This window comes from Streptomyces olivaceoviridis, from assembly GCF_014650115.1.
GTDB classification, from domain to species: Bacteria; Actinomycetota; Actinomycetes; order Streptomycetales; family Streptomycetaceae; genus Streptomyces; species Streptomyces olivaceoviridis.
In genome coordinates this window covers 1-26,613 of the sequence record NZ_BMUI01000006.1, presented here as the reverse complement: position 1 = coordinate 26,613, position 26,613 = coordinate 1, and the positions used below count along the sequence as shown (strand labels likewise).

27 protein-coding genes are annotated in these 26,613 nt (G+C 71.5%); 16 read left to right on the top strand and 11 right to left on the bottom strand.

Going from position 1 to position 26,613, the window contains the following annotated elements; translation table 11 throughout:
- Nucleotides 1-65 precede the first annotated feature (65 nt).
- Together IE273_RS13420 and IE273_RS13415 are read right to left on the bottom strand one after the other, a co-directional pair.
- Complete coding sequence (locus IE273_RS13420; RefSeq protein ID WP_189815390.1) at nucleotides 66-1,460, bottom strand: TldD/PmbA family protein; 1,395 nt, start codon at nucleotides 1,458-1,460, stop codon at nucleotides 66-68.
- Nucleotides 1,457-2,980, bottom strand: coding sequence for a TldD/PmbA family protein (locus IE273_RS13415; protein WP_189815389.1), 1,524 nt, complete (start codon nucleotides 2,978-2,980; stop codon nucleotides 1,457-1,459). Before IE273_RS13415 ends, IE273_RS13420 begins: the two co-directional genes overlap by 4 nt.
- Before the next feature lie 240 nt (nucleotides 2,981-3,220).
- Here IE273_RS13415 and fabG point away from each other — a divergent pair, with 240 nt between their 5' ends.
- The 3 genes from fabG (at nucleotide 3,221) to IE273_RS13400 (ending at nucleotide 5,248) form a co-directional block, all read left to right on the top strand.
- Nucleotides 3,221-3,940: a 3-oxoacyl-[acyl-carrier-protein] reductase gene (fabG, locus tag IE273_RS13410; protein ID WP_189815388.1), complete on the top strand. Its 720-nt coding sequence runs from the start codon at nucleotides 3,221-3,223 to the stop codon at nucleotides 3,938-3,940.
- 5 nt (nucleotides 3,941-3,945) lie between these two features.
- On the top strand, nucleotides 3,946-4,713 hold the full coding sequence (gene fabI, locus IE273_RS13405; protein WP_189815387.1) for an enoyl-ACP reductase FabI: 768 nt from the start codon (nucleotides 3,946-3,948) through the stop codon (nucleotides 4,711-4,713).
- 184 nt (nucleotides 4,714-4,897) lie between these two features.
- Nucleotides 4,898-5,248, top strand: a complete 351-nt coding sequence (locus IE273_RS13400) for a hypothetical protein (RefSeq protein ID WP_189815386.1) — start codon at nucleotides 4,898-4,900, stop codon at nucleotides 5,246-5,248.
- Here IE273_RS13400 and IE273_RS13395 read toward each other — a convergent pair.
- Nucleotides 5,226-5,918, bottom strand: coding sequence for a FadR/GntR family transcriptional regulator (locus tag IE273_RS13395; protein WP_189815385.1), 693 nt, complete (start codon nucleotides 5,916-5,918; stop codon nucleotides 5,226-5,228). The two genes, IE273_RS13400 and IE273_RS13395, sit on opposite strands and share 23 nt — an antisense overlap.
- Before the next feature lie 133 nt (nucleotides 5,919-6,051).
- Here IE273_RS13395 and IE273_RS13390 point away from each other — a divergent pair, with 133 nt between their 5' ends.
- The 4 genes from IE273_RS13390 (at nucleotide 6,052) to IE273_RS13380 (ending at nucleotide 8,565) form a co-directional block, all read left to right on the top strand.
- The gene (locus IE273_RS13390; RefSeq protein WP_373309346.1) at nucleotides 6,052-7,320 is read left to right on the top strand and encodes a CynX/NimT family MFS transporter; all 1,269 of its coding nucleotides are present in this window, start codon (nucleotides 6,052-6,054) and stop codon (nucleotides 7,318-7,320) included.
- A 55-nt stretch (nucleotides 7,321-7,375) separates the two neighbouring features.
- Nucleotides 7,376-7,495, top strand: coding sequence for an SGM_5486 family transporter-associated protein (locus IE273_RS44685; protein ID WP_268257504.1), 120 nt, complete (start codon nucleotides 7,376-7,378; stop codon nucleotides 7,493-7,495).
- Between the two features lie 266 nt (nucleotides 7,496-7,761).
- Nucleotides 7,762-7,968 carry a hypothetical protein gene (locus IE273_RS13385; protein ID WP_189815383.1) on the top strand — a complete coding sequence of 69 codons (207 nt, stop codon included), beginning with the start codon at nucleotides 7,762-7,764 and terminating at the stop codon, nucleotides 7,966-7,968.
- Nucleotides 7,969-8,046: 78 nt separating this feature from the next.
- On the top strand, nucleotides 8,047-8,565 hold the full coding sequence (locus IE273_RS13380) for a SixA phosphatase family protein (protein WP_014671867.1): 519 nt from the start codon (nucleotides 8,047-8,049) through the stop codon (nucleotides 8,563-8,565).
- Nucleotides 8,566-8,683: 118 nt separating this feature from the next.
- On the opposite strand, the gene serB is transcribed toward IE273_RS13380, so the two are convergent.
- Nucleotides 8,684-9,910: a phosphoserine phosphatase SerB gene (gene serB / locus IE273_RS13375; RefSeq protein ID WP_189815382.1), complete on the bottom strand. Its 1,227-nt coding sequence runs from the start codon at nucleotides 9,908-9,910 to the stop codon at nucleotides 8,684-8,686.
- Nucleotides 9,911-10,812: 902 nt separating this feature from the next.
- Between serB and IE273_RS13370 the strand changes: the two genes are divergently transcribed.
- Nucleotides 10,813-13,410 carry an ABC transporter ATP-binding protein/permease gene (locus IE273_RS13370; RefSeq protein ID WP_444545922.1) on the top strand — a complete coding sequence of 866 codons (2,598 nt, stop codon included), beginning with the start codon at nucleotides 10,813-10,815 and terminating at the stop codon, nucleotides 13,408-13,410.
- Nucleotides 13,411-13,515: 105 nt separating this feature from the next.
- On the opposite strand, the gene IE273_RS13365 is transcribed toward IE273_RS13370, so the two are convergent.
- The 3 genes from IE273_RS13365 to IE273_RS13355 form a co-directional block, all read right to left on the bottom strand.
- Complete coding sequence (locus IE273_RS13365) at nucleotides 13,516-14,241, bottom strand: transglycosylase SLT domain-containing protein (RefSeq protein ID WP_189815380.1); 726 nt, start codon at nucleotides 14,239-14,241, stop codon at nucleotides 13,516-13,518.
- 301 nt (nucleotides 14,242-14,542) lie between these two features.
- Entirely contained in the window at nucleotides 14,543-15,694 is a 1,152-nt protein-coding gene (locus IE273_RS13360; RefSeq protein WP_189815379.1) for an S-adenosylmethionine:tRNA ribosyltransferase-isomerase, read from the bottom strand.
- The gene (locus tag IE273_RS13355; protein WP_189815378.1) at nucleotides 15,691-16,386 is read right to left on the bottom strand and encodes an SDR family NAD(P)-dependent oxidoreductase; all 696 of its coding nucleotides are present in this window, start codon (nucleotides 16,384-16,386) and stop codon (nucleotides 15,691-15,693) included. Before IE273_RS13355 ends, IE273_RS13360 begins: the two co-directional genes overlap by 4 nt.
- A 312-nt stretch (nucleotides 16,387-16,698) precedes the next feature.
- On the opposite strand from IE273_RS13355, the gene IE273_RS13350 reads away from it, so the two are divergent.
- From IE273_RS13350 to IE273_RS13335, 4 genes are all read left to right on the top strand, one after another.
- Complete coding sequence (locus tag IE273_RS13350; RefSeq protein WP_189815377.1) at nucleotides 16,699-17,844, top strand: GAF domain-containing sensor histidine kinase; 1,146 nt, start codon at nucleotides 16,699-16,701, stop codon at nucleotides 17,842-17,844.
- Complete coding sequence (locus tag IE273_RS13345; protein WP_189815376.1) at nucleotides 17,837-18,478, top strand: response regulator; 642 nt, start codon at nucleotides 17,837-17,839, stop codon at nucleotides 18,476-18,478. The genes IE273_RS13350 and IE273_RS13345 overlap by 8 nt, the downstream gene beginning before the upstream one ends.
- A 169-nt stretch (nucleotides 18,479-18,647) precedes the next feature.
- Nucleotides 18,648-18,893, top strand: a complete 246-nt coding sequence (locus IE273_RS13340; protein ID WP_014671859.1) for a chaplin — start codon at nucleotides 18,648-18,650, stop codon at nucleotides 18,891-18,893.
- Between the two features lie 180 nt (nucleotides 18,894-19,073).
- Complete coding sequence (locus IE273_RS13335) at nucleotides 19,074-19,313, top strand: chaplin (protein ID WP_189815375.1); 240 nt, start codon at nucleotides 19,074-19,076, stop codon at nucleotides 19,311-19,313.
- Between the two features lie 717 nt (nucleotides 19,314-20,030).
- Here IE273_RS13335 and IE273_RS13330 read toward each other — a convergent pair.
- Nucleotides 20,031-20,819, bottom strand: a complete 789-nt coding sequence (locus tag IE273_RS13330) for an Rv1486c family protein (RefSeq protein WP_189815374.1) — start codon at nucleotides 20,817-20,819, stop codon at nucleotides 20,031-20,033.
- A gap of 151 nt (nucleotides 20,820-20,970) precedes the next feature.
- Between IE273_RS13330 and IE273_RS13325 the strand changes: the two genes are divergently transcribed.
- The 3 genes from IE273_RS13325 (at nucleotide 20,971) to IE273_RS13315 (ending at nucleotide 23,343) form a co-directional block, all read left to right on the top strand.
- On the top strand, nucleotides 20,971-21,768 hold the full coding sequence (locus tag IE273_RS13325; protein WP_014671856.1) for an ABC transporter ATP-binding protein: 798 nt from the start codon (nucleotides 20,971-20,973) through the stop codon (nucleotides 21,766-21,768).
- A 59-nt stretch (nucleotides 21,769-21,827) separates the two neighbouring features.
- Entirely contained in the window at nucleotides 21,828-22,259 is a 432-nt protein-coding gene (locus IE273_RS13320; protein ID WP_189815373.1) for an NfeD family protein, read from the top strand.
- A 124-nt stretch (nucleotides 22,260-22,383) separates the two neighbouring features.
- Nucleotides 22,384-23,343 carry an SPFH domain-containing protein gene (locus tag IE273_RS13315; RefSeq protein ID WP_171157659.1) on the top strand — a complete coding sequence of 320 codons (960 nt, stop codon included), beginning with the start codon at nucleotides 22,384-22,386 and terminating at the stop codon, nucleotides 23,341-23,343.
- 108 nt (nucleotides 23,344-23,451) lie between these two features.
- Here IE273_RS13315 and IE273_RS13310 read toward each other — a convergent pair whose 3' ends face one another.
- The 3 genes from IE273_RS13310 to IE273_RS13300 all read right to left on the bottom strand — a co-directional run bounded on the left by IE273_RS13310 (nucleotide 23,452) and on the right by IE273_RS13300 (nucleotide 25,494).
- Nucleotides 23,452-23,958, bottom strand: coding sequence for an HNH endonuclease (locus tag IE273_RS13310; protein WP_189815372.1), 507 nt, complete (start codon nucleotides 23,956-23,958; stop codon nucleotides 23,452-23,454).
- A 168-nt stretch (nucleotides 23,959-24,126) separates the two neighbouring features.
- Nucleotides 24,127-24,666 (bottom strand): YbhB/YbcL family Raf kinase inhibitor-like protein, encoded by a 540-nt coding sequence (locus tag IE273_RS13305; protein WP_189815371.1) that lies wholly within the window; start codon nucleotides 24,664-24,666, stop codon nucleotides 24,127-24,129.
- Between the two features lie 45 nt (nucleotides 24,667-24,711).
- Nucleotides 24,712-25,494, bottom strand: coding sequence for a sporulation protein (locus IE273_RS13300; protein ID WP_103813086.1), 783 nt, complete (start codon nucleotides 25,492-25,494; stop codon nucleotides 24,712-24,714).
- Nucleotides 25,495-25,594: 100 nt separating this feature from the next.
- Between IE273_RS13300 and IE273_RS13295 the strand changes: the two genes are divergently transcribed.
- Nucleotides 25,595-26,245 (top strand): DNA-3-methyladenine glycosylase, encoded by a 651-nt coding sequence (locus IE273_RS13295; protein WP_189815370.1) that lies wholly within the window; start codon nucleotides 25,595-25,597, stop codon nucleotides 26,243-26,245.
- The last annotated feature ends 368 nt before the right edge of the window (nucleotides 26,246-26,613 follow it).

Sequence of the window (26,613 nt, the reverse complement as noted above, 5' to 3'; positions counted from 1 at the left end):
GTTCTCGTGTCTCCTTGGTGATCTTCGGGCAGCCGGGTGACACCCGACCACGAACGCCTACGAGGTTATACGCCCTGACTGACAGAGCTCATGTTGAAATCGGGGACCCGCAGCGCGGGCATCGCGGCCCGCGTGAACCAGTCGCTCCACTCACGCGGCAGCGTCTTCTCCGTCCGCCCGGCCTCCGTGGCCCTGCCGAGCAGGTTCACCGGCGACTCGTTGAACCGGAAGTTGTTCACCTGCCCGGTCACCTCCCCGTTCTCCACGAGGTAGACGCCGTCCCGGGTCAGGCCCGTCAGCAGCAGCGTCGCCGGGTCGACCTCCCGGATGTACCACAGGCAGGTCAGCAGCAGCCCGCGCTCGGTGTCCGCGACCATCTCCTCCAGGGAACGGTCGTCACCGCCGTCCAGGATCAGGTTGCCGAGCACCGGGGCGACCGGCAGCCCGGTCAGGCCCGCGCTGTGCCGGGTGGTGGTCAGGTGCTTCAGCACGCCCTCGGAGATCCAGTCGGTGGCGTGGGTCGGCAGCCCGTTGTCGAACACCGACTGGTCGCCGCCGGAGGAGTGCGCGACCACGAAGGGCGGGCACTCCAGGCCCGGCTCGTTCGGGTCGCTGCGCAGGGTCAGCGGCAGCTCGCTCAGCTTCTCACCGACCCGCGTGCCCCCACCGGGCTTGGAGAACACCGTCCGGCCCTCGGCCGCGTCCCGGCCCGACGCCGACCAGAGCTGGTAGATCAGCAGGTCCGCCACGGCGGTCGGCGGCAGCAGCGTCTCGTAGCGGCCCGCGGGCAGCTCCAGGCGCCGCTCCGCCCAGCCGAGCCGTACGGCCAGCTCGGCGTCCATGGCGCCCGGGTCGACGTCCTTGAAGTCCCGCGTGGACCGGCCGGCCCACGCCGAGCGCGCACGGTCCGGGGACTTGGCGTTCAGCTCCAGCGTGCCGGTGGGCTGGTCGTGCCTGAGACGCAGCCCGGTGGACGTCCCGACGTACGTCGAGACCAGCTCGTGGTTGGCGAAGCCGTACAGTTCCCTGCCGCCGGCACGCGCGCGTGCGAAGGCCTCGCCGAGCGCCGGCGCGAAGTCGGCGAACACGGCGGAGGAGGTCTCGGCGGGCGCGTCCGTGAAGTCCGGGGACTCCGGCACCCCGCCGACCAGCGGCTGCGCGTCCTCGGCGGGCCCGGCACCGCGCGCCGCGGCCTCCGCGGCCCGCACCAGCGGCTCCAGCTCCTCGGCGGTGACCGCGGACCGGGACACCACACCGGAGGCGGTGCCCTGCGCGCCGTCCACGGTCGCGATCACGGTGAGCGTACGGCCCCGCGTCACCCCGTTGGTGGTGAGCGCGTTGCCCGCCCAGCGCAGGTTGGCGGTGGAGTGCTCGTCGGCGATGACGACACAGCCGTCGGCCCGGGACAGCGCCAGCGCCTGCTCGACGACCTCGTGCGGCTTGCGGGTACGGGCGCTCATCGACCGGCCTCCTGCGTGGTGTTCAGAATGTTGACGCCTTTGAAGAGGGCGGACGGGCACCCGTGGGACACGGCCGCCACCTGGCCCGGCTGGGCCTTGCCGCAGTTGAAGGCACCGCCGAGGACATAGGTCTGCGGCCCGCCCACGGCGGCCATGGAGCCCCAGAACTCCGTGGTCGTGGCCTGGTAGGCGACGTCCTTCAGCTGCCCGGTGATCCGCCCGTTCTCGATCTTGAAGAAGCGCTGGCCGGTGAACTGGAAGTTGTAGCGCTGCATGTCGATCGACCAGGACCGGTCGCCGACGACGTAGATGCCCCGGTCGACACCGCCGATCAGGTCCTCGGTGGACAGCCCGGCCGGGTCCGGCTGGAGGGACACGTTGGCCATGCGCTGCACCGGCACGTGCGCCGGCGAGTCGGCGAACGCGCACCCGTTGGACCGCTCGAACCCGGTCAGCCGCGCGATCCGCCGGTCGAGCTGGTAGCCGACCAGCGTGCCGTCCTTCACCAGGTCCCAGGACTGCGCCGCCACGCCCTCGTCGTCGTAGCCGATGGTCGCGAGGCCGTGCTCGGCGGTGCGGTCGCCGGTGACGTTCATCAGCTCGGAGCCGTACTTCAGCTTGCCCAGCTGGTCGAAGGTGGCGAAGGAGGTGCCGGCGTAGGCGGCCTCGTAGCCGAGGGCGCGGTCCAGCTCGGTGGCGTGCCCGATGGACTCGTGGATGGTCAGCCACAGGTTGGAGGGGTCGACCACCAGGTCGTACAGGCCCGGCTCCACGCTCGGCGCCCGCATCTTCTCGGCGAGCAGCTCCGGGATCCGCTCCAGTTCGCCGTCCCAGTCCCAGCCGGTGCCGGTCAGGTACTCCCAGCCGCGACCCACCGGCGGCGCGATGGTGCGCATGGAGTCGAACTCCCCGCTCGACTCGTCCACCGACACGGCCGTCAGCTGCGGATTGAGCCGCACCCGCTGCTGGGTGGTCACGGTCCCGGCGGTGTCGGCGTAGAACTTGTTCTCGTGCACGGTGAGCAGTGAGCCGTCCACATGGTCGACGCCCGGCGCGGACAGCAGCCGCGCGCTCCACTCCGCGAGCAGTGCGGACTTCTCCTCGTCCGGCACCGAGAACGGGTCGATCTCGTACGACGAGATCCACGTCCTGTCGGCGTGCACCGGCTCGCCGGCCAGCTCGACCCTCTCGTCGGACCCGGCGGCCTTGATCACCTGCGCGGACAGCTTGGCCATGGCCACCGCCTGCGAGGCGACCCGGGCGGCGGCGTCCATGGTCAGATCCACCCCGGAGGCGAAGCCCCACGTGCCGCCGTGCACCACCCGGACCGCGTACCCGAGGTCGGTGGTGTCCGACGATCCGGCGGGCCTCGCGTCCCGCAGCCGCCAGGACGCGCTGCGCACCCGCTCGAACCGGAAGTCCGCGTGCTCGGCCCCCAGCGCACGCGCGCGCGCGAGCGCGGCGTCGGCGAGGGCCCTGAGGGGAAGCGCCGTGAAGGCTTCGTCGATGGAATGAGGCACGGAGGTCTCCCTGCTGTCGTGGCCTGTCGGCTCCGATCATGTCCCGGGACCGGCCCGGCGGACCACACCTTTCGGTCCCCGGAACCACGCGTTCTGTAGAGACCCGACAGTGACATCCCCACGCCACTGTCGGTGCCCGCTCGCCCGTGCGCGCGTCGTTACCGATAGGTTTTCGCTGAAGCCGCCTGTCATCCAGGTGTTCGGGCGGATGTGTGCAACCGCTATCGAAAGGGTGATCCGTTGAGCCGCTCGGTTCTCGTCACCGGAGGCAACCGGGGCATCGGCCTCGCCATCGCCCGCGCATTCGCCGACGCCGGCGACAAGGTCGCGATCACATACCGTTCGGGTGAGCCGCCGGCCGCCCTGGCGGACTTGGGCTGCCTGGCCGTCAAGTGCGACATCACCGACCCCGAGCAGGTGGAGCAGGCCTACAAGGAGATCGAGGAGCAGCACGGTCCGGTCGAGGTCCTGATCGCCAACGCGGGCATCACCAAGGACCAGCTCCTCATGCGCATGTCCGAGGAGGACTTCACCTCGGTCATCGACACCAACCTCACGGGCACCTTCCGTGTCGTCAAGCGTGCCAACCGCGGCATGCTGCGCGCCAAGAAGGGCCGCGTCGTCCTGATCTCGTCCGTGGTCGGCCTGCTCGGCTCGGCGGGCCAGGCGAACTACGCCGCATCCAAGGCCGCCCTGGTCGGCTTCGCGCGTTCCCTCGCCCGGGAGCTGGGCTCGCGCAACATCACCTTCAACGTCGTCGCGCCCGGTTTCGTCGACACCGACATGACCAAGGTGCTCACCGACGAGCAGCGCCAGAACATCGTCTCTCAGGTGCCGCTCGGCCGTTACGCGCAGCCCGAGGAGATCGCCGCGACGGTGCGGTTCCTCGCCTCGGACGACGCCTCGTACATCACTGGAGCCGTCATCCCGGTTGACGGCGGACTGGGAATGGGTCACTGATCACCATGAGCGGAATCCTCGACGGCAAGCGCATCCTGATCACGGGCGTGCTGACGGAGTCCTCCATCGCCTTCCACACCGCCAAGCTGGCCCAGGAGCAGGGCGCCGAGATCATCCTGACCGCGTTTCCGCGGCCCACCCTGACGGAGCGCGTCGCCAAGAAGCTGCCGAAGCCCACCAAGGTCATCGAGCTGGATGTCACCAACGACGAGCACCTCGCCCGCCTGGCCGACGTGGTCGGCGAGGAACTGGGCGGCCTCGACGGCGTCGTCCACTCCATCGGTTTCGCCCCGCAGGACGCGCTCGGCGGCAACTTCCTGAACACGCCGTTCGAGTCGGTCGCCACCGCCATGCACGTCTCGGCGTACTCCCTGAAGTCGCTCACGATGGCCTGCCTGCCGCTGATGCAGAACGGCGGCTCGGTCGTCGGCCTCACCTTCGACGCGCAGTTCGCCTGGCCGCAGTACGACTGGATGGGCCCGGCCAAGGCCGCCCTGGAGGCGACCAGCCGCTACATGGCCCGCGACCTGGGCAAGCAGAACATCCGCTGCAACCTCATCTCGGCGGGCCCGCTCGGCTCCATGGCCGCCAAGTCCATCCCGGGCTTCGGCGAGCTGGCCTCCGTGTGGGACACCCGCTCCCCGCTGGAGTGGGACCTGAAGGACCCGGAGCCGGCCGGCCGCGGTGTCGTCGCCCTGCTGAGCGACTGGTTCCCGAAGACCACCGGCGAGATCATCCACGTCGACGGCGGTCTGCACGCCATCGGCGCCTGATCGCCGCGGGACCGCACCGACGCCCCGTTCCCCGCCACCGGCGGGGAACGGGGCGTCACCCGTTCGGCGGGGGGAGCCGCCATCCGTTCGGCTCACCGGCCGGGCCGCCGCCGCGCGGACGGCGCACCCTGGATTACGCCGTCCCTCGCTCGTCCCCGCGCCGCCCGGCCGAGGAGGTCCCCTGGTGCGCCTGTCCCGCAGCCTGGCCCCGGTGACCGTGGCCCTCGCCCTCGTCCTGTCCCTGCCGTACGACGCGCTGCCGCACGCGCGCGTGAGCGACGGCAAGCCGCCCGCGCCGAGCCGGTTCGGCGCCTCGTGCCGCACGGCCGTCCACGGTTCCCACGTGGTGACGTACTGCCACAACCCCTATGTCGACACCGACCGTGTGCGGCTGCACATCGAGTGCGACCGCTGGTGGGACATCGACACCGACAGCGCCCCGGTGGACGCCGGGGCCGCGATGACCGTACGGCTGAGCGGCCGGTGCTGGAAGGAAGTCCGCTCGGTGTGGATCAGCCACCAGAAGGTGCGGTGAACCGCCCCGGGTCGCACAGGAACGGATAGCTCGCGGCCTCCGCCGCCGCCGCCTCCGCGTCCCCCGCGCGGATCGCGTCCACCAGGCGCGTGTGGTCCATGTACGTCTCCGGGGTCAGCCCCGCCCCGACGTCCGCGCGCAGCCAGTCCCGCAGCACCTCGCCCAGGTCGGCGTACATCGCGGTCATCACGTCGTTGTGGGACGCGGCCACCACGGCCAGATGGAAGGTGGCGTCGGCGGTCACGAAGGCCTCCGTGTCGCCGCCCTCCCAGACCTCCTCGCGCCGGGCCAGCAGCGCGTCGAGCTGCTTGAGGTCCTTCTCGGTGCGCCGCTCGGCGGCCAGCTTCGCCGCCGCCGACTCCAGCGTGGACCGCAGCTCGGCGATGTGCCGCGGGTCGGCGCCGGCGAAACGGCGGTGCATCACCCCGGCCAGCTCGCTCGTGGCCACCACGTACGTCCCCGAGCCCTGGCGGATGTCCAGCAGACCGTTGTGGGCGAGCGCGCGGACGGCCTCACGGACCGTGTTGCGGGCGACACCGAGCTGCTCGACCAGTTCCGGCTCCGTCGGGATGCGCGACCCGACCGGCCACTCGCCGGACGTGATCTGGTGGCGCAGCGCGGCGATGACCTGTTCGGACAGCGCCGAACGGCGCGGGTGGCTCAAAGGCATGGCACACCTTCGCACGAGGGGCCGGGGCGCGCGGGCCACGGGTAGTGCGGGGTTGGACAACCAATCATCCCATGATTCTATGATGTGCCTCATGGCTAGTGAGGAAACCCGGACAGTGGAGACCCGTACGGCGATGGCACCGACCGAACGCGGTACGGACGCGACGCGCATCCAGGAGACGACGCCCGGCGCGGGCGGCACACGCGCGTGGACGGTCCGGCTGGTCGTCCTAGGCATCGTGCTCTCCGCGCTGAACCTCCGCCCGGCCATCACCAGCCTGGGCGCCCTCCTGGAGGAGGTCCGCGACGGGCTCGGCATGAGCGGCGGCGTGGCCGGACTGCTCACCTCCGTGCCCCCGCTGTGCTTCGCCGTCTTCGGTGTCACCGCGCCCCGCCTGGCCCGCCGCTTCGGACCGGCCGCCGTGGTGTGCGCCGGCATGGTGGCCATCACCGCCGGTCTGCTCATACGGCCGTACGTCGGCAACACCGCCGGATTCCTGGCCGCCAGCGCGCTCGCCCTCATGGGCATCGCCGTCAGCAACGTCCTGATGCCGGTCATCGTCAAGCGCTGGTTCCCCGACCGGGTCGGCTCCATGACCGGCCTGTACTCGATGGCCCTCGCCCTCGGCACCTCCGCCGCCGCCGCGGTGACCGTCCCGCTGACCGACGCCCTGGGCGGCGGCTGGCAGTCCGGCCTCGCCGTGTGGGCGGCCCTGGCCGCCGCCGCCGTCCTGCCCTGGCTGCCGCTCGTCCGCGACCGAGGCGCCGCCGCCCAGCGGCGGGAGCCCGCGCGCGGGGCGGAGCGGCAGCACGCCCCCTTGCGGATGACCCGCAGCCGCACCGCCTGGGCGCTCGCCGTCTTCTTCGGTCTCCAGGCCACCGCCGCCTACATCACCATGGGCTGGATGCCGCAGATCTTCCGGGACGCCGGTGTGTCCGCGGGCACCGCGGGCGTGCTGCTCGCCGTCACCATGGTGATGGGCGTGCCGCTGGCCTTCGTCATCCCGAGGATCGCCACCCGGCTGCCTCACCAGGGCCCGATCGTGCTGGTCCTGGGCGCCTGCGGCCTCGCCGGGTACGCCGGGCTGTACCTCGCCCCGGCCGCCGGCGCCTGGGCCTGGGCCCTGCTGCTCGGCGTCTCCAACTGCGCCTTCCCGCTCGCGCTGACGATGGTCGGCATGCGGGCCCACAGCGGTCCGGGTGTGGCCCAGCTGTCCGCGTTCGCCCAGAGCACCGGCTATCTGATCTCCATCCCCGGCCCCCTGCTGGTCGGCGTGCTCTACCAGCAGAGCGGCGGCTGGGGAGTGCCGCTCGCCCTCATGGCGGCCCTCATGGTGCCGCAGATGGTGGTGGGCTTCCTGGCGGGCCGCGACCGGACGGTGGAGGACGAGGCGGCGCGCTGACCCGACCGGGTGCCCCCGGCGCCGTGAAGCGGGGGCGAGGTGCGAGACTGGGCGCATGCAGCCTGTGCTCGACCCGAACCCGAAGAACGGCCAGAAGAAGATGCTGCTCGTCTTCGGCTCGTTCCTCGCCATCTTCGTGATCATCGCCGTCGTGGCGACCCTCGCGTCCCCGTGACGGCAGCGCCTGAGGCGCTGCCGGCTTCACCTGAGGCGTTTCACCCGGTTCACCTGCTGTTCCCTGTTCTCCGGGCTCTCCGGGCTCTCCCGGTCTTCCGGGGCTGCCGGGCGGACGGTGGGGCTGACCCCACCATCCCCTAGGGGGCAAGGGTCAGGGTCAACTGGGTGGAACTCCGGATGGGTTGGCGGCCCCGGCTTCCGTACCTTCGAGAGGTGACCGCACCGGGCGGTCACGGACCAGCTTGAGGACTCTCGGAGGCGACCATGGCGGCCCGCACCCACTCCCGGCCCCACCCGGCGAACACCGGCGGCGTCGACATCCGGCTGCCCTGGTGGGCCCTCGCCCTGCCCGCCCTCGCGTTCCTCGTGCTGCTCGCGCTGATACTGAACCCGTCGGACGCCCACGCGGCGACCGGCGACCCGGCGATCACGCGGCTCCTGGAGCGCGCCCAGCAGCTCCTCGCGCGCTGACGACAAGCCCCCTCACGCGGTGAATCCGCATGTCAACTCCCTGAGCCGGGCCGCCTGTTTCATGCGAAGCTGGGACCCATGAGCGTCGCAGAACCCCGCAGGATCGTCCTCTTCCGGCACGCGAAGGCCGACTGGCCCCAGGTCCCCGACCACGAGCGCCCGCTCGCCGAGCGCGGCCGTACGGACGCCGCCGTCGCCGGACGCAAGCTGGCCGACACCGGCATCACCATCGACCTGGCCCTGTGCTCCACGGCGACCCGCACCCGCGAGACCTGGAAGCTCGCCGTGCACGAGCTGTCGCACCGGCCGAAGACCGTCTACGAGGAGCGGGTCTACGAGGCCTCGCCCGGCGAGCTGATCGCCGTGCTCAACGAGGTCCCGGACGAGGTGCGGAACGTGATCCTGATCGGCCACAACCCCGGCGTGCACGGTCTGGCCGACATCCTGGCCGGCGCGGCCGACGACGACGCCCGGGAGCGGATGGACCGGCGGGGCTTCCCCGCGGCCGCCTTCGCCCTGCTGTCCTTCGACGGTCCCTGGAAGGGCGTCGAGCCCGGCGTGGCCACACTCGTGGACTACTGGGCGCCCTCCGAGTGACCCGGCGCCGACGCGGCACACCGGACGGCGAAGGGCCCGGCACCGCACAGGGTGCCGAGCCCTCCCGACAGCCCAGACACGGGCGCCCTCCCGGCGAGCGGGCGGGGCGGGCCCCCGCTCAGTCCTCGTCGTCGTGCATGTCGGCGGCCTCGACCTCTTCCCGGGTGATGCCGAGGAGGTAGAGGACCGTGTCGAGGAAGGGGAAGTTCACCGCCGTGTGCGCCGCCTCCCGGACCACCGGCTTGGCGTTGAAGGCCACGCCCAGGCCCGCCGCGTTCAGCATGTCCAGGTCGTTCGCGCCGTCACCGATCGCCACCGTCTGCGCCAGCGGCACCCCGGCCTCCGCCGCGAAGCGGCGCAGCAGCCGCGCCTTGCCCGCCCGGTCCACGATCTCGCCGGTGACCCGGCCGGTCAGCTTCCCGTCGACGATCTCCAGCGTGTTGGCCTGCGCGAAGTCCAGCCCCAGCCGCTCCCTCAGGTCATCGGTCACCTGGGTGAAGCCGCCGGAGACGACCCCCACTTGGTAGCCGAGCCGCTTCAGGGTGCGGATCAGCGTGCGCGCGCCCGGCGTCAGCCGGACCTCCTCGCGCACCTTCTCCACCACCGACGCGTCCAGCCCCTTCAGCAGCGCCACGCGCGCGTGCAGCGACTGCTCGAAGTCCAGCTCCCCGCGCATCGCCGCCGCCGTCACCTCGGCGACCTGGTCCTCACAGCCGGCGTGCGCGGCGAACAGCTCGATGACCTCGTCCTGGATCAGGGTCGAGTCCACATCCATGACCACCAGCCGCTGGGCGCGCCGGTGCAGACCCGCCGAGACCACCGCGATGTCGACACCCAGTGCCGCCGCGTCGGAGGCCAGAGCGGTGCGCAGCGGTTCGGTCTCCACGCCGGACACCGCGAACTCCACCGCCGTCACCGGATACTTGGCCAGCCGGAAGATGCGGTCGATGTTGCCGCCGGCCTTCGCGATCCGGTCGGCGATCGCGGCGGTCGACTCGGCGGTGAGCGGGTGGCCGAGGACGGTCACCAGGGAGCGCCCGAGGCCGCGCGGCCGGTTGTCGCCGTGGCCGGAGATGATCTCCGCCTGCATCTTCATCGACTCGGCCCAGCTGTGCACGGTGGCCCGCAGGTCACCCTCCAGGCCGGCCGGCGGCTGGGTCACCAGCACGCACAGCACCAGGCGGCCCCGGGTGACGACCTGCTCGATGTCGACCACGTCGACGAGGTAGGCGCCGAGGGTGTCGAAGAGGCCGGCCGTGATGCCCGGCCGGTCCTTGCCGAAGATCTTGACGAGGAGGGTGGGGACCTCGGGGGTCTGCGAAGCGGAGGTCTGCGAAGCGCTCATGGTGTCACCACCGTATCCGGCACCCAGTGCCTCTCGCCGCCGAGGTCCGCCTGACGGACACGGAACAATGGGTGTCGGCCCGGTGTCGAGGAGCTTGCCACCGGGAAACGGCACCGCCGTCGCGCGAGCGATACCGCCCGGCTCCACCACGAGGGTCCCACGACCTGGGCTGGACGGCAGATGGAGACGGCGGCGGGCGCGGCCACCGGAGCGGCGTCCGGGCGCGGCGCGCCGGTGGTCCGGGCCGCTCTCGGGGCGGTGTGCGGGGTGGCTGGGCCGGGTGTCCGGCCGGCACGCATCCGGGCCCGGCCGTGACGCCTCGTGGTGGCGGGGGAGGAGGGCCGAGGAGCGGTCCGGTGGGGATCTGGACGCCGTACGCATCCTGCCCGGCACCGGCGGCCGGCCGTCCGTGGCCTGCCCGGAAGCTGTCGGCCGTCCCCACCACGGCTTGCGGGGCCGTGGGAGCCGAGGGCGCTGTGGCCCGGCCGCCACGCACCGACCGGCCGGCCGTGCCGACGGTGCTGTCCGCCGCCCGGCCACCGTGACCCGTCGGTGCCACCGCGCGCCACGACCGACCCCGTCGTCACGGCCACCAGCAGGGCGGTGAGGACGGCCGGGACCGACAGGCCGGGCAGGGCGATCAGCGGACAACCGAGCCCACGACCACCGCCCCCGTACGAGAAGTTCGGCCGAAGCCGTGACAACTCCGTTCACACGCAGGCACGTGGAACCGACCGGAAGGACGTAGGGGGAACGAACCACGAGTCGGAGCGCCCCGAACCCCTTGCCAAGGCCCGAGTTTCGGTCCTGGGGCCGAGCCTGAAATAGTTCCCCACGATGTTCGACATCCCTAGACTCCCCGCGACGGGGGCAACTCGGGGGACAACTCAGTGGGGCATGGAGTGCCGGAACTCGTACTCGAAACAAATGGACATACCTGGATGCTCGATCCATCCAGGGCATACATCCTCGGACGTGATCCGCAGGGGGACATCGTCTTCGACGACGCCAGGGTCTCCTGGCGGCACGCCACGGTCAGCTTCAACGGCCGCAGTTGGGTCATCGAGGACCACGGCAGCACCAACGGCACGTACGCGCAGGGCCAGCGGATCCAGCACCTGGAGATCGGCCCCGGCTCGTCGCTGCACCTCGGCAACGCGACCGACGGACCGCGGCTGAACCTGTCGGCGACCACGGCACCCGTCGGCGGCCCGGCCCAGCAGCCGCAGGCAGCGGTACCGCAGGCAGCGGCGCCGTACGCGGCCCAGGGCGCCGGCGCCCCCGGCTGGCAGCAGGCGCCCGCGCCCCAGCAGCCCGCCCCGCAGCAGGCCGTACCCCACCAGGCGCCCGCGCAGCACCAGGCCCCCCAGGCCGGCTGGCAGCAGCCGCCCGCGTTCCCGCAGCAGCAGGCCGGCCCCGCCGAGCAGTACGCGCAGAAGACGCCCGGTGGTGGCGAGGGGGCGCCGCCGGTCCACGGCGACCGCAGCCCGACCACGTTCCACCAGTTCGCGCTCGACCGCGTGATGCGCATCGGCCGTGCCCTGGAGAACGACCTGGTCGTCTCCGACCTCCAGGTCTCCCGCAACCACGCCGAGTTCCACGCCACGCCCGACGGCCGCTTCGAGATCCGCGACCTCGGTTCGCACAACGGCACCTTCGTCAACGGCCAGCCGATCCCGAAGGGCGGCTCGCAGCTGCTCGGCCCGACCGACATCGTCGGCGTCGGCCACTCCACCTTCCGGATCGTCGGCGACCGCCTCGAAGAGTTCGTCGACACCGGTGAGGTCTCCTTCTCGGCCCGCCATCTGACCGTCACGGTCGACGGCGGCAAGCAGATCCTCAAGGACGTCTCCTTCGGCGTACCCGAGAAGTCGCTGATCGCGGTGATCGGGCCGTCCGGTTCCGGCAAGTCGACCCTGCTCAAGGCGCTCACCGGCTACCGGCCCGCCAACCAGGGCGAGGTGCTGTACGACAACCGGAACCTGTACAAGCAGTTCGCCGAGCTCCGCCAGCGCATCGGTCTGGTCCCGCAGGACGACATCCTGCACAAGGAGCTGACCGTCAAGAAGGCCCTGAAGTACGCGGCCAAGCTGCGCTTCCCCGCCGACACCACGGCCCAGGAGCGCGACGCCCGCATCGACGAGGTGCTGCGCGAGCTGAAGCTCGACATCCACAAGGACAAGAAGGTCACCTCGCTCTCCGGCGGCCAGCGCAAGCGCGTGTCGGTGGCCCTTGAGCTGCTGACCAAGCCGTCGCTGATCTTCCTGGACGAGCCGACCTCCGGCCTCGACCCGGGCATGGACCGCGACGTCATGCAGCTGCTGCGCGGCCTCGCCGACGACGGCCGTACCGTGCTCGTCGTCACCCACTCGGTGGCCGAGCTGGCGCTGTGCGACAAGCTGCTGGTGATGGCGCCGGGCGGCGCGGTCGCCTACTTCGGCCCGCCGGGGGAGGCCCTGAACTTCTTCGGCTACGACAGCTGGGCCGACGTCTTCTCCGCCTTCGAGAACTACCGCGACTACGACTGGGCGGGCCGCTGGAAGGGCTCGCAGCACTACCAGATGTACGCCGCGGACGTCGACTCGGTCGCCCCGCAGGCGGTCCAGATGCCGCCGATGCAGGCGATCAGGCCGCCCAAGCCGCAGAGCTGGCTCTCCCAGTTCGTCACCCTGGTGCGGCGCTATGTGTCGGTCATCGCCTCCGACCGCGGCTTCCTGGCCCTGATGGTGCTCCTGCCGGCCGTCATCGGCTCGGTCAGCCTGCTGATCCACCCGGACCACGGTCTGCTGCCCAACGGCCCCAACGCGCGGACCGGCCAGATCGCGCCCAACGGCACCGCCACCACCGTGCTGCTGATCCTGGCCGTCGGCGCCTGCTTCGCCGGGGCCGCCAACTCCGTCCGCGAGCTGATCAAGGAACGAGTGATCTACGAGCGGGAGCGGGCCACCGGCCTGTCCCGGTCGGCGTACCTGATGTCGAAGGTGTTCGTGCTCGGCGTGATCACCGGGTTCCAGGGGCTGCTGGTCGGCGTCATCGGCTTCGGCAGGCGCGAGATCCCGGACCGGGGCCTCATCCTCGGGCACGCCACGCTGCTGGAGCTGTCCCTGCCGATCATGGGGCTCGGCTTCGCCGCGATGATGTTCGGCCTGATCATCTCCTCACTGGTGAAGACGGCCGAGAAGACCATGCCGCTGCTGGTGATGTTCGCGATCATCCAGGTCGTCTTCACCGGCTGCCTGTTCGCCCTGCACGGCACGGTCGGTGTGAACGAGTTCTCGTACCTGATGCCGTCCCGCTGGGCGGTCGCCGCGGCCGGCGCCACGCTGGACTTCAACCGGATCAGCCCGCCGGAGACCGCCGGCGACAACGACCCGCTGTGGAACCACACGGTCGGCGCGTGGAGCATGGACATGATCGCGCTGATCGCGCTCGGTGCGCTCTGCGGCTTCTTCGTGGCCCGCTTCCTGCGCCGCCACGAGCCGGAGGTCATGCGCAAGTAGCCGCGCGCCTTGGCGGCACCCGCTCGTACGACGCCGAAGGGCGGCATCCCCGCGCAGGGGGTGCCGCCCTTCGGCCGTACGTCGTCGAGGTCCCGCGCCAGGGCCTCAGTACGCGCTGTTGACGTTGTCGATCGAGCCGTACCGGTGGGCCGCGTAGTTGGCGGCGGCGGTGATGTTGGCGACCGGGTCGTAGATGTTCCAGGAGGTGCCGGGGACGTGGTACGCCTGGAAGGTGGGCGGGATCACCTGGAGCAGGCCCTTGGACGGGATGCCGTTGACGGCGTTGATGTCCCAGTTGTTGATGGCGTTGGGGTTGCCGGAGGACTCCCGCATGATGTTGCGGTGCAGGCCGTTGTAGCTGCCCGGGATGCGCTTGGCCTTCATGATGTCCAGGGACTGGCGGATCCAGCCGTCCAGGTTGTTGGTGTACGTCTTCGCGGCGACCGGCTCCATGGGCAGGCGCTGGGTGGAGCGGGCGGCGGCGGCCGTGACGGCGCGCTCCTGCGCGGCCTTCTTGACGGCGGCGTCGACGGCGGCCTTCTTCGCGACGGCGGCGTCGGCGGTCTTCTTCTGCGCCGCGAGGGTGTCGAGCTTGATGTTCTTGGCGGCGAGCTGGTCCGTGACCGTGCCCTTGACGTTCTGGAGGACGGTGCCGGTGGCGGCGACCTGCGCGGTCGTGGCGGGGGCGCCGGTGGTGACCGTGTCGGCGTTGCTCGGAGCGGCCGAGAAGGCGAGGGCGGCGGTGCCGAGTGCGGCGACACCGGCGACGGCGATCTTGTGGTGCTTGGTCAGCTGACGACTGTGAGCACGGTTGAGGATGTTCTTGGGCATGGCTGATGGACCTCTTCGATAGCGCGGAGGTCGCTCCTGCGTCCGCCGGGGGAATCGGCTCCTCCCACACGAACGCCGCGGGGCCGGAAAGCCCGCGGCGCTGAGCGACGGATGCAATTCTTAGCGGGCGCAAAATGCCCAGGCAAAGGTGTGACGTACGAAGCCCGATAGTGGATCAGGGATGGGCAAAACGGGACAGACAGGACCGTCTGTCCCGTTCATGCGGGGGCGTTTATCTCCTATGTCCTTTCGTACGTGATGCACGCCCTATGCGCGGGCTCACATGGAGCGCCATGCCATCTCACCGCATGTTGCCATCGCAATGCTCTGAGTGAGGGCTCTCCGCCGGAAGGATGAGATGGACGTCGCCGAACTCGTGCCACAGGTAGAGCGCCCGCAGCGCCTCCTCGTAGGCACGGTCGACCGCCGCCCGCCCGGCGACCGCCTCCAGCATCAGCAGGTGGGAAGCCTCTGGCTCGTGCAACCCGGTCAGCAGGCCGTCCACCGCCCGTATCCCGCGCTCCGGGGTCACCACCAGATCCGTCCACCCCTCGGCCGCCCGCACCACACCGTCCGGCCCCGTGGCCGACTCCACGGCCCGCACGGCCGTCGTCCCCACCGCGATCACCCGGCCGCCCTCCGCCCGGGGAGGCGCCTGGAGCCTTTCCTGACGCGTCCGGACCTGGTTGATCAGCCGCGCCGACGCCTCCGGCACCGAGAACCGCTCCGGATACGGCGGCTCGTGCGCTTCCGCCGACGAGACCCCTGTGTGCAGCGTCACCGGCGCGAACCACACCCCCCGGCTCACCAGCTCCGCCACCAGCCGCGCGGTGAAGGGCCGGGCCGCGCTCGGCATCTCGGCACTGCCCGCCCCGTCCGGCGACGGCAGCGCGAACACCGTCTGGTACGCGGACAGCGGCTGGTCCCGCTCCGTATAGGAGTAGCGAATGGGCCGCCCGTGGCCGCCGAGCACCTCCGGTACCTCCGCCCCGGCGACCCGCGCCCACCACAGCCGCTCACCCCGCGCGCTCAGCGGCTCCTCCAGCAGCAGCCGCCCCCCGCCCGGCAGCGACACCTCTGTTCCCGCGGGCGAGCCCGCACGCGCGCGCGTAGTACCGCGCCCGTCCGGTTCCCGTAGCTCGACCGCCCACCGCCCGTCGTCCCCGCGCGTGGAGAAATGCACCACCACGCGCGCGTGCCCGATCCGGCCGTCGACCGCCGCGGCCAGCGTCGGGGAGGTGTTCACCACCAGCAGATCCCCGGCCCGCAGCAGCCCCGGCAACTCGCGGAACGCGTGGTGCGACACCTCCGTCCCGCGCGACACCATCAGCCGTACGGCGTCCCGCCCCAGCCCCGGCCCCCGCTGCTCGGCGGGCACGCGCGCGGACAGTTCCGCGGGGACCTTCCCCCGCTTCCGGGGCCCGAGCGGGCAGACCCCCGTGGACACGGTCACCGGGCCTCCAGCAGGGCCGGCGCCGCGTACCGCCCGCTCGCCGGCCGCTCGTCCAGCAGCCGCAGGAACGCCGGCACGACATCGGCGGGCGCCGGACGCGGAGCGTCGTCGTCCGGTACGGCCGCCGCGTACAGGTCCGTCGCCATGTCCCCGGGATCCACCGCCCACACCCGCAGCCCCGGCTCCTCCACCCCGAGCACCGCGGCGAGCTGGTCCAGGGCCGCTTTGGAGGCGCCATAGCCGCCCCACGTCTCGTACGCCTCCGCCGCCGCGTCCGAGGAGACCGCGATCACCGTGCCCGCCGGCGACGCCTGCAACAGCGGCAGCGCCTCCTGGACCAGTCCGAGCGCCGCCACCACGTTCACCTCCAGGGCCCGCCGCAGCCCCTCCGGCGGCAGCTCCGCCAGCCGCACCAGCGGCTCGGCGCCCAGCGCGCTCGCGTTGCTCACCAGCAGATCGGCACCGCCCAGCCGCCATGCGGCGGCCACCAGCTCCGCCCGGTGCCCGCCGTCCGTGACGTCCCCGGGCAGCGCCACCACCCGCGTACCGTGCCCCGCGACCGCCTCCGCGGTCTCCTTGAGGGCGTCGGCGCCCCGGGCGTCGAGCACCAGGTCCCAGCCGCGTGCCCCCAGCGCCTCGGCGAGCGCCCGCCCCAGGCCCTTCGAGGCCCCCGTGATGATCGCTACCGGCATGACTACCGTCCCCTCGTCGCTCACCGCCCCCTCGGGCGGTGACCTCAACCTAGGAACGGCACCCCTCGGACCGCCTCGGACGCGGGCCGCAAAGCACGGGAGCCCTTCGGCGTACGCCCGACGCCCCGGGCCCTTCGGCGTACGCCCGACGCCCGGGTACCGGCGGCCTACGCCCGGCGTCCCAGGACCCGCGGCCCGCGCCCCGCCCCCCGGAACCGGCGGCCTACGCCACCGGACCTAGGCCCAGCGGACCGGGGCCCGCCGCCACCGGTCCGATCCGCGCTGTCGGACCCCGCCGGTACCGTGAGGAACATGAGTCAAGGCCCCCGGTCCGGCCTCGCCGCGGTGAGTTCCGCGCTGCTGGCCATGAGCAGGCACCTGGAGATGCGCGACGTCCTGAAGACGATCGTCGCCTCCGCGCGCGAGCTGCTCGACGCGCAGTACGCCGCGCTCGGCGTCCCCGACGACCACGGCGGCTTCGCCCAGTTCGTCGTGGACGGCGTCAGCGACGCGCAGTGGCGTGCCATCGGCCCGCTCCCGCGCCAGCACGGCATCCTCGCCGCGATGCTGCACGAGGCGAAGGCCGAGCGCCTCGCCGACGTGCGCAAGGACCCCCGCTTCGAGGGCTGGCCGTCCGCCCACCCCGACCTCGCCGACTTCCTGGGCCTGCCCATCCGCGACGGCGACGAGGTCATCGGCGCCCTGTTCCTCGCGAACAAGAACTGCCCCAAACCCGAGGGGAGCTGCGGCTTCACCCAGGAGGACGAGGAACTGCTCTCCATCCTCGCCCAGCACGCCGCCATCGCCCTCACCAACGCCCGCCTCTACGAGCGCAGCCGCGAACTGACCATCGCCGAGGAACGCTCCCGCCTCGCCCACGAACTGCACGACGCGGTCAGCCAGAAGCTGTTCTCCCTGCGCCTGACCGCGCAGGCGGCAGCCGCCCTCGTCGACCGCGACCCCGCCCGCGCCAAGGGCGAACTGCACCAGGTGGCCTCCCTCGCCGCCGAGGCCGCCGACGAACTGCGCGCCGCCGTCGTGGAGTTGCGGCCCGCCGCGCTGGACGAGGACGGCCTGATCGCCACCCTGCGCACCCAGACACGGGTCCTGGACCGCGCCCACACCGCGCGCGTGACCTTCACCAGCAACGGCTTCCGCGCCCTGCCCGCCGCCCAGGAGGAGGCCCTGCTCCGGGTCGCCCAGGAGGCCCTGCACAACGCCCTGCGCCACTCCGGTGCCGACCGGGTCGAGGTGACCGTGGACCGGCGCGGCCACGGAGCCGTCCTGCGCGTCACGGACGACGGCGGCGGCTTCGACCCCACGGCGACCCGCCGCGCCGGACGCCACCTCGGCCTCGTCTCGATGCGGGACCGGGCGAGCGGGGTCGGCGGCACGCTGACCGTGGAATCCGCGCCCGGCAAGGGCACCACGATCGAGATGGAGGTCCCCGGTGGGTGAACCGATCAAGGTCCTGCTGGTCGACGACCACCAGGTCGTCCGCCGGGGCCTGCGCACCTTCCTGGAGGTCCAGGACGACATCGAGGTCGTCGGCGAGGCCGCCGACGGCGCCGAGGGAGTCGCCCGCGCCGAGGAACTGCGGCCCGACGTCGTCCTCATGGACGTGAAGATGCCGGGCATGGACGGCATCGACGCCCTGCGCAGACTGCGTGAACTCGACCACCCCGCGCGCGTGCTCATCGTCACCAGCTTCACCGAGCAGCGCACAGTCGTCCCGGCCCTGCGCGCGGGCGCCGCCGGGTACGTCTACAAGGACGTGGACCCCGACGCCCTCGCCGGCGCCATCCGCTCCGTGCACGCCGGGCACATCCTGCTCCAGCCCGAGGTCGCCGGCGCCCTGCTCTCCCAGGACGAGGCCGGCACCGGGCAGGGCAGGGGCGGTTCGCTCACCGAGCGGGAGCGAGAGGTGCTCGGCCTGATCGCGGACGGCCGCTCCAACCGCGAGATAGCCCGCGCGCTCGTCCTGTCCGAGAAGACCGTCAAGACGCACGTCTCCAACATCCTGATGAAACTCGACCTCGCCGACCGCACCCAGGCCGCGCTGTGGGCCGTACGCCACGGCGTGGCCGGCTGACACGCCCTGACCCACGCCTGACCCGCGGCAACACGGAGGGTTACGGTCCGGACCGAGATTCATACTGTCGTGGGAATGCCACCCGGATGGCGCACCCTCCGGTGATCTCCGCCGTTCTCCAGTGCGTGCCGCGGAGATCGCCGCGGTGAACGACCAGGAGGGGTTGACAGTGAAGAACCTGAAGAAGGCAGCGGCCGTGACGATGGTGGCCGGCGGTCTGGTGGCGGCCGGTGCCGGTCTGGCCTCGGCCCACGGTGGCGCCCACGCGGCCGGCGAGGCCGCCGGCTCCCCGGGCGTCGGCTCGGGCAACGTTGCCCAGGTCCCGGTGCACGTCCCGGTGAACGCGGTCGGCAACAGCGTGAACGTCATCGGCGTGCTGAACCCGGCCTTCGGCAACCTCGGCCTCAACGGCTGAGGCTCCGGCCGGCGACGACGTCAGGCTCCCTGGCGCACCGGGGGGCCTGTCGGGTTGTCGTCCGACTGGCCCGAACGGGCGCCGGGACCGGGGTTCCCGTACCTCGCCGGGGGCTCCCGCGTTGATCAGCACACGGCCCACGGTCGGGTCGGAGCAGCACACGCAGGAGGAACCCGTCCCATGAACATCGTCAAGAAGGCCGTGCTCGCCGTGACCGCCGCCGGCCTCGCCGCAGGCGCGTCCGCCGGTTCGGCGGTCGCCGACGCGGAGGCCCACGGCGCCGCCGTACGGTCCCCGGGCGTCGCGTCCGGTCTCACGGCCCAGCTCCCGGTCGACGTCCCGGTCCAGGTGGACGGCCTGACCGCCGACCTGGTCGGCGCCCTGAACCCGGCCTTCGGCAACACGAGCGTCAGCCGATAACGACGCCCCCCGGGGCCGGCCCCTCAGACACACACCGGCCCCGTCCGCCAGCCCCCCGTAACGCGCCCGCAGCGAGCGTCGGGCTTCCGCACCGACCCTGGACCTCTAGCCTCCGGCCACCAGCCTCCCGCGCCGCGTCGGCCTCTTGTGAATGCGCGCCAACGGCGAGCCCTCAGTCTTCCGAGCCGGCCTGGGTCTCCAGCTTCCGCGCCGGCTCCGGCCGCCAGGCTTTCGCGTCGCCTCCGGGCTTTTGGAGTGCGTGCCTGCGGCGAGTCCTCAGCGTTCGGCGTCGGCCTGGGTGCCCAGCTTCCGCGCCGGCTCCGGCCGCCAGGCTTTCGCGTCGCCTCCGGGCTTTTGGAGTGCGTGCCTGCGGCGAGTCCTCAGCCTTCCGCGCCCGCCCCGGCCCCCAGGCGTCCGAGCCGGCCGGGCCCCTCAGCTCCCGAGTCCGCGCCGGACCGGCGGGCATCCACGTCGGCCCCCCGGCACCCGCGCCCGCCCGGCCCCTCAGCTTTCCTAGCCTGCGCCGGACCCCCGGTCTTCAGCATCGGCCCTGGGCCCCCGGCATGCGTACGAGCCCGGTCTCTCAGGCGTACGTGCGCGCCCGGCCCTCAACCTTCCGAGCCCGCGCCGAGCGCTCAGCCCCCCCGCCCCGGCCCCGGTCGTCAGGCATCCGTCCCGGCCCCGGCCGCAGGCATCCGCCCCGTCCCGCCCCCCGACTCACCGCATCCCGCGCTCCCGCTGCTCCACGAACGAGTTGTACGCCGCCACCTGCGCCCGCCGGGCCGTCCGCTCCACCGGCCGCAGTGCCGCTCCGCGTGCCGCCATCTCCGAGGCACTCACCGCGCCCCCGTGACCGTTGTCGTACGCCAGGGACACCAGCAGCCCCACCCGCTGCGCCAGTTCCAACACCCGCACCGCACGCGGCGGATACCCCGGCGCCAGCACCTCCCGGCCACGCTCGGCCCGTGCCCGGTACGCGTCGATCGCCGCCTCCGCCACCGGCCCCGACCCGGCGACGTCCAGCTTCGACAGCACCTCGGTCGCCTCCCGCAGCGCCTCCGCCAGCTCCCGCTCGGCCTCGCCCAGTGACGGCACATCGGCGGGCGGCGCCTCCCGCACCGGCAGCACGTGCCAGAGCACCTCGGCATGTACATCGCCCGCGGGCCCGGCCTCGTACACCTCGGGCACCAGCCCGAACGCGGACCCGTGACAGACCACCGCCTCCTCGGCCTCCAGCGCCCGCGCGTTGAACTCCGGTGGGCCGCTCAGCCCCAGCGGATGCCCCGGCGCGGGCAGCGCCACCCGCAGTCCGGTCACCCCCAGCGTGCGCAGCCGCCCCAGTGCGAGGGTCAGCCCGACCGGCGCGGACTCACCGGGCAGCCCCTCCACCCGGTGCACGGCGTCCTCGCCCACGACGGCAAGTACGGCGTCATCCGGAGAGACAAGTCCGGCCAAAAGGGCATTTCCCCAAGCGGCAAGGCGTCCTGAACGCGGTTCCGAGAGCATGCCCCCACCCTAAGGACCGGACCGATGGAATGGAGCGGGGCACTCGTGGCGTAGATTTCATAAGGGCTGCGCCCACCGGCGCGGCGGACCCGAGCCACAGGCGTACGCGACAGCCGAGACCGGCCACACAGCAAGGGGAGACAACGCGCTCATGAGCGATGTTCTGGAGCTTCAGGACGTATCCGTGGTCCGTGAGGGCCGGGCTCTGGTGGACCAGGTCTCCTGGTCGGTCAAGGAGGGCGAGCGCTGGGTCATCCTCGGTCCCAACGGTGCCGGCAAGACCACCCTCCTGAACGTCGCCTCCAGCTACCTCTACCCCAGCAAGGGCACCGCCACCATCCTCGGTGAGACCCTCGGCAAGCCCGGCACCGACGTCTTCGAACTGCGCCCCCGCATCGGCATGGCCGGCATGGCCATGGCCGACAAGCTCCCCAAGCGCCAGACCGTGCTGGAGACCGTCCTGACGGCCGCCTACGGCATGACCGCCCACTGGCAGGAGGAGTACGACGAGGTCGACGAGCGGCGCGCCCGTGCCTTCCTCGACCGCCTCGGCATGAGCGACTACCTGGAGAGGAAGTTCGGCACCCTCTCCGAGGGCGAGCGCAAGCGCACCCTGATCGCCCGCGCCCTGATGACCGACCCCGAGCTGCTCCTGCTGGACGAACCCGCCGCCGGTCTCGACCTCGGCGGTCGCGAGGACCTGGTACGCCGCCTCGGCCGGCTCGCCCGCGACCCCATCGCCCCCTCGATGATCATGGTCACGCACCACGTCGAGGAGATCGCCCCCGGCTTCACCCACGTCCTCATGATCCGCCAGGGCAAGGTGCTCGCCGCCGGCCCGATCGAGCTCGAACTCACCTCCCGCAACCTCTCCCTCTGCTTCGGCCTCCCGCTCGTCGTGGAGCAGGTCGGCGACCGCTGGACCGCCCAGGGTCTGCCCCTGTCCTGACCCTCTGCTCTCCCCTGCGCGCCCTGTCCGCCGTCCGACCGCGGCCCTACCATGACCATGTGAACGACATCGACGCATGGGTGTGGTGGCTCGTCGGCGCGGCGGCGCTCGGAATCCCGCTCGTGGTCACCGCGATGCCGGAGTTCGGCATGCTCGCGGTGGGCGCCGTGGCGGCGGCGGTCGTCTCCGCCCTCGGCTTCGACGCGGTCATCCAGGTCCTGACGTTCGTCGTCGTCTCCGTCGCCCTCATCGCCGTCGTCCGGCCCATCGCGGCCCGGCACGGCCGGCAGAGCCCCCGACTCGCCACCGGCGTGGAGGCGTTGAAGGGCAGGCAGGCCGTCGTCCTGGAGCGGGTCGACGCCTCCGGAGGGCGCATCAAACTCGCCGGGGAGGTCTGGTCGGCCCGCGCCCTCGACACCGGCCGTGCCTACGAAGTGGGCCAGGAGGTGGACGTCGTGGACATCGAAGGGGCCACCGCGATCGTCATCTGAGGGCCAACTGACCGAGAACGACTCACGAGTTGCGCGACGGTCTGTCAGACTCGACCAGCAAGATCTTCAACAGTCATGAGATCTGCCGAAAGAGCCGAGGCGGAGAAGGGTACGGGGAACGACGATGGAACCGGTCATCATCGTCCTGATCATCCTGGTGGTGTTGGTCTTCATCGCCCTGATCAAGACGATCCAAGTCATCCCACAGGCCAGCGCGGCCATCGTCGAGCGCTTCGGCCGCTACACGCGGACGCTGAACGCGGGCCTCAACATCGTGGTCCCGTTCATCGACACCATCCGCAACCGCATCGACCTGCGTGAACAGGTCGTACCGTTCCCGCCGCAGCCGGTGATCACCCAGGACAACCTGGTCGTGAACATCGACACGGTCATCTACTACCAGGTCACCGACGCCCGGGCCGCCACCTACGAGGTCGCCAGCTACATCCAGGCGATCGAGCAGCTCACCGTCACCACCCTGCGCAACATCATCGGTGGCATGGACCTGGAACGGACGCTGACCTCCCGCGAGGAGATCAACGCGGCCCTGCGCGGCGTCCTGGACGAGGCCACCGGCAAGTGGGGCATCCGCGTCAACCGCGTGGAGCTGAAGGCCATCGAGCCCCCGACCTCCATCCAGGACTCGATGGAGAAGCAGATGCGCGCCGACCGTGACAAGCGCGCCGCCATCCTCACCGCGGAAGGCACGCGCCAGGCCGCCATCCTCACCGCCGAGGGCGAGAAGCAGTCGCAGATCCTGCGCGCCGAAGGTGAGGCCAAGGCGGCGGCCCTGCGCGCCGAGGGCGAGGCCCAGGCCGTCCGCACGGTCTTCGAGGCCATCCACGCCGGCGACCCGGACCAGAAGCTGCTGTCCTACCAGTACCTCCAGATGCTCCCCAAGATCGCCGAGGGCGACGCCAACAAGCTCTGGATCGTCCCCAGCGAAATCGGCGACGCCCTCAAGGGCCTCTCCGGAGCGATGGGCAACTTCGGCCCCCTGGGCGGAGGTTCGGGCAACAACGGCTCATCGGGCAACGGTGGCTCCGCCGGTTCCGAGCGCCGAGAGAAGCCGTCGATCGACTGAGGGTCCTTCACGGCACCGCTGCGACCCGCGCCCCTCCGGGGGCGCGGGGAACCGCGCGGTCAACCACGGACGACCCGCAGCCGCCGACAGCCCCAACCCGGCAGACGATCAGGCCGCATCCCGAGCGAGCCACTCAGGAAGAGCCTCGAAGTCCTCGGCGCCCAGAGCCAGGAGCATCGCATCCGCCGGCGTCGGCTCGAACGGCTCCCGGAGCAGCGCCATCCCGGCCTCTTCCGGAGTCCGGTTCGCCTTCCGGTGATTGTCCTCGGCGCACGCGGCGACCGTATTCAGCCACGTGTCCTGCCCACCCTGAGACCGCGGCACCACATGGTCCACGGTCGTCGCCCGCCGCCCGCAGTACGCGCACCGGTGTCGGTCCCTGACCAGCACCCCCCGCCGTGACCACGGAGCTTGTCTTCGGAACGGCACCCGTACATATCGGCACAACCGGATCACCCGAGGCGCCGGTATGTCGACATCGACACCCCGCATACGCAGTTCGGGATGGGCCTGCTCGACGACGGCCTTGTCCTGGAGCACCAGAACGACCGCACGGTTCAGCGTCACCGTCGACAGCGGCTCGAAGCTCGCGTTCAGCACCAGCGTGTCACGCATCCAGCCCACCTCCCGTGTGCACCTGCCCACCCCCCGGCGGGCTCGGATCAACTCTGGACGGGCGCGCCGAGATGGACAACGCAATAAAAAATGCCCGCCTCCGATCACTTCCAAGACCGGAGGCGGGCAAACGTTCCATGAACCCTTGGCTGAATCCTTGCGCTCGCGTCAGCTCCGCGCGGGGTTCTCGTACTCACCGATGAGCTGGGCGCGCGCGAGCGTGTGGAACCGCAGGTTGAAACCGACGACGGCCGGAGAGACGTCCGCGTCCGGACCCAGCTTCTCCTGGTCCACCGCGTACACCGTGAAGACGTACCGGTGCGGGCCGTCCCCGGGCGGCGGAGCGGCACCGCCGAAGTCCTTCGTCCCGTAGTCGTTGCGCACGTGCACCGCGCCCGCGGGCAGCCCCTCGAACTTGCCGCTGCCCGCACCCGCCGGCAGCTCCGTCACGGAGGCCGGGATGTCGAACAGGACCCAGTGCCAGAACCCGCTGCCGGTCGGCGCGTCGGGGTCGTAGCAGGTCACGGCGAAGCTCTTGGTCCCGGCCGGGAAGCCCTCCCAGCGCAGCTGCGGTGACGTGTCGCCCTCCGCATGGACCTGGGCGCTCTTGAGCGTCGCACCCTCCTCGATGTCCTCGCTCGTCACCGTGAACGACGGCACGGGCGGATGGAAGTCATGGGGGAGCGGCCGCCGCTTGAGCTCGGTCACCTCGGTACCTCCTGATCGATGATCTGGAACCAGCAGTTCCCGAGCCTAGAACCAGTTGCGCTTGCTGCCGACCTCGGACAGCCACTGGTTGAGGTAAGCCGCCCAGTCGGTCCCCTGCCAGTCGTTCAGACCCACCTGGAACGACCGGAAGGTGTCCGACCCCTCGCTGAACAGACCCGCCTTCTTGTCCATCTCCAGCACGACGTCCATCGCGTGCTCGTCCGCGACGAAGCTCAGCTCCACCTGGTTCAGCCCCCGGTACTGCGACGGCGGGAAGAACTCGATCTCCTGGTAGAACGGCAGCTTCTGCCGCGTGCCCCGGATGTGCCCGCGCTCCATGTCCGCGTTCTTGAAGCGGAAGCCCAGCTGGATGAAGGCGTCCAGGATCGCCTTCTGCGCCGGCAGCGGGTGCACGTTGATCGGGTCCAGATCGCCGGAGTCCACGGCACGCGCGATCGCCAGCTCGGTGGTCACACCGATGTTCATCCCCCGCAGCGCCTGTCCGTCGATCATGGTGATCGGCGTCTCCCAGGGGATCTCCAGCCCGAACGGCACCGCGTGCACGGCCCCCGCCTGCAACTCGAAGGCACCGCCGAGCCGCACCTTGGTGAACTCGATGTCCTGCTTGTACTCCTGGTCGCCGCTCTCCACCTCGACCTTGGCCTGGAGCCCGACGGACAGCCCCTCGATGGCCTGGTTCACGGACCCGCCCTGGATCCGCACCTCACCCTGGACGACACCACCCGGTACGACATTCACCTCGGTCAGTACGGTCTCGACCGACGCCCCGCCGGCCCCCAGGCTCGCGAGCAGCTTCTTGAACGCCATGACTCTCCCTTTACGAATGGACCCTCGACCCGTACAAACGCGATCCGCCCACGCCCGGTTCCGCCGGCGCGGTGCCCCGTCTGGACTACCCTCGGAGGGCATGATCGCGCCCCCGGACCGTACGCCACTGCCCCGAGCCTTCTTCGACCGCCCGGTACTGGAGGTCGCACCCGACCTCCTGGGCCGCGTTCTGGTCCGGACGACACCCGACGGCCCGATCGCCCTCCGCCTCACGGAGGTGGAGGCGTACGACGGCCCGAACGACCCCGGCTCGCACGCCTTCCGCGGCCCCACCGCCCGCAACGCGGTGATGTTCGGCCCGCCGGGACACGTGTACGTCTACTTCACCTACGGCATGTGGCACTGCATGAACCTGGTCTGCGGACCCGAGGGCCGGGCCAGCGGGGTCCTGCTCCGCGCGGGCGAAGTGGTGGAGGGCGCCGAACTGGCCCGCAAGCGACGCGTCTCGGCCCGGAACGACAAGGAACTGGCCAAGGGACCGGCCCGGCTGGCCACGGCCCTGGAGGTCGACCGGGCCCTGGACGGCGCGGACGCGTGCGCCTTCGGCGAGACCCCCCTGAAGATGCTCACGGGGACACCGGTCCCCTCCGACCAGGTACGCAACGGTCCGCGTACCGGCGTCGCCGGCGAGGGAGGAGACGGCGACCTCCACCCGTGGCGCTTCTGGGTCGCCGCCGACCCGACCGTGAGCCCCTATCGGGCCCATGTGCCGCGGCGCCGCCGAAGTTGACGCGGGCCGCCGGGATGCGTAATGTATCCCGAGCCGCTGAACCGGGTACGGCGATCGCCTGCAGCCGGAGCGGCCAACCCACTACTTAGCTTCAACCCCTCAGCGGGGTCGTTTCTGGCGCACCCGTGTGCCCGAATTCGAACTCGCGAGACTCGATTATGAGTTCCCGAGGGAATCGGCTAGCGTAGTGAATGTCGAAAGGGCCGACAGCGAAAGCCAAAAACCCCCGAGACACCCCGCCGACTGGGAATCAGATCGCGAAACGGTCTGATAGAGTCGGAACCGCTGGAAAGGGAAACGCGAGAGCGGAAACCTGGAAAGCACCGAGGAAATCGGATCGCGAAACGGTCTGATAGAGTCGGAAACGC